This is a genomic window from Streptomyces sp. NPDC057654 (genome assembly GCF_042800135.1).
In the GTDB taxonomy this organism is placed as follows: domain Bacteria; phylum Actinomycetota; class Actinomycetes; order Streptomycetales; family Streptomycetaceae; genus Streptomyces.
The window spans coordinates 1-2,662 of the sequence record NZ_JBHVHQ010001053.1; the positions used below are offsets into that span (position 1 = coordinate 1).

Sequence of the window (2,662 nt, forward strand, 5' to 3'; positions counted from 1 at the left end):
CCTTCCGTTATCCACAGGCCGGCCGCCTGCGGGAGAGCGCGGTGGCCGGGATCGTTACCATGGCAGTCCGGACCTGACCGGGGGGCCGGACCCGCATGAGGAGAGTGCTCTTGCCAGACGAGGCCCAGCCGCTCACCGCCGCGCAGCCGCAGCAGCCCACGCCCGAGGCCGCGGCGGCCGCGGACACGCCCCGGAACGGCCGGGACGCCGGGGCCCATGCCACGACACAGCCCGCGGCGGAGCCAGAGGCGAAGGCCGGGCCCGAGCCCGCACCGCAGCCCCTGCCGACGACCGCCCCGAAGACGGCGGCCGAGGCCGTGCCCGCGGCCCCGGCGGACCGCCCCGCCCTCGGCGCCACCTCCGCCCGCCCGGCCCCCCGCCCCACCGCCCGCTCCGGCTCCTCGAACCGCGTCCGGGCCCGCCTCGCCCGCCTGGGCGTGCAGCGCTCCAGCCCGTACAACCCGGTCCTCGAACCGCTGCTGCGCATCGTCCGCGGCAACGACCCCAAGGCCGACGCCTCGACGCTGCGCCAGATCGAGAAGGCGTACCAGGTCGCCGAGCGCTGGCACCGCGGCCAGAAGCGCAAGAGCGGCGACCCGTACATCACCCACCCGCTCGCCGTCACCACCATCCTCGCCGAGCTGGGCATGGATCCGGCCACCCTGATGGCGGGCCTGCTGCACGACACCGTCGAGGACACCGAGTACGGGCTCGACACCCTGCGCCGCGACTTCGGCGACCAGGTCGCCCTCCTCGTCGACGGCGTCACCAAGCTCGACAAGGTCAAGTTCGGCGAGGCCGCCCAGGCCGAGACCGTGCGCAAGATGGTCGTCGCCATGGCCAAGGACCCGCGCGTCCTGGTCATCAAGCTCGCCGACCGGCTGCACAACATGCGCACGATGCGCTACCTCAAGCGGGAGAAGCAGGAGAAGAAGGCCCGCGAGACCCTGGAGATCTACGCCCCGCTGGCCCACCGGCTGGGCATGAACACCATCAAGTGGGAGCTGGAGGACCTCGCCTTCGCGATCCTCTACCCCAAGATGTACGACGAGATCGTGCGGCTCGTCGCCGAACGGGCCCCCAAGCGCGACGAGTATCTGGCGATCGTCACCGACGAGGTCCAGACCGACCTGCGCGCCGCCCGCATCAAGGCCACCGTCACCGGACGGCCCAAGCACTACTACAGCGTCTACCAGAAGATGATCGTGCGCGGCCGCGACTTCGCCGAGATCTACGACCTGGTGGGCATCCGCGTCCTCGTCGACACCGTCCGCGACTGCTACGCGGCGCTCGGCACCGTGCACGCCCGGTGGAACCCGGTGCCGGGGCGGTTCAAGGACTACATCGCGATGCCCAAGTTCAACATGTACCAGTCGCTGCACACGACGGTCATCGGGCCCAGCGGCAAGCCGGTCGAACTCCAGATCCGCACGTTCGACATGCACCGCCGCGCCGAGTACGGCATCGCCGCGCACTGGAAGTACAAGCAGGAGGCCGTGGCCGGCGCCTCCAAGGTCCGCACCGACGTGCCCAAGAACGCGGGCAAGGGCCAGGACGCCGTCAACGACATGGCGTGGCTGCGCCAGCTGCTCGACTGGCAGAAGGAGACCGAGGACCCCGGCGAGTTCCTCGAATCGCTGCGCTTCGACCTCTCCCGCAACGAGGTCTTCGTCTTCACGCCCAAGGGCGACGTCATAGCGCTCCCGGCCGGCGCCACCCCCGTCGACTTCGCGTACGCGGTCCACACCGAGGTCGGCCACCGCACGATAGGCGCCCGCGTCAACGGGCGGCTCGTACCGCTCGAATCGACCCTGGACAACGGCGATCTGGTGGAGGTCTTCACCTCCAAGGCGGCCGGCGCCGCGCCGTCCCGCGACTGGCTCGGCTTCGTCAAGTCCCCGCGGGCCCGCAACAAGATCCGCGCCTGGTTCTCCAAGGAGCGCCGGGAGGAGGCGATCGAGCAGGGCAAGGACGCGATAGCGCGGGCGATGCGCAAGCAGAACCTGCCGATCCAGCGCATCCTGACCGGCGACTCGCTCGTCACCCTCGCCCACGAGATGCGCTACCCCGACATCTCCTCGCTCTACGCGGCCATCGGCGAGGGACACGTCGCCGCGCAGGGCGTCGTGCAGAAGCTCGTCCAGGCGCTCGGCGGCGAGGAGGCCGCCAACGAGGACATCGTCGAGTCCACCCCGATCCGCGGCCGCTCCAAGCGGCGCTCCAACGCGGACCCCGGCGTCGTCGTCAAGGGCGTCGACGACGTGTGGGTCAAGCTCGCGCGCTGCTGTACGCCCGTGCCCGGCGATCCCATCATCGGCTTCGTCACCCGTGGGAACGGCATCTCGGTGCACCGCGCGGACTGCGTCAACGTGGACTCGCTCTCGCAGCAGCCGGAGCGGATCATCGAGGTCGAGTGGGCGCCCACCCAGTCATCGGTCTTCCTCGTCGCCATCCAGGTCGAGGCCCTCGACCGGTCCCGGCTCCTCTCGGACGTCACGCGGGTCCTCTCCGACCAGCATGTCAACATCCTCTCCGCCGCCGTCCAGACCTCCCGCGACCGGGTCGCCACCTCGCGCTTCACCTTCGAGATGGGCGACCCCAAGCACCTCGGCCATGTGCTCAAGGCGGTCCGTACGGTGGAGGGCGTGTACGACGTCTACCG

At 70.7% G+C, this 2,662-nt stretch carries 1 protein-coding gene; it reads left to right on the plus strand.

Annotated features, from left to right (window positions below):
- Positions 1–110 precede the first annotated feature (110 nt).
- On the plus strand, positions 111–2,662 hold a 2,552-nt coding region (locus tag ACFU99_RS40265), incomplete at its 3' end, for a RelA/SpoT family protein (protein ID WP_384402716.1).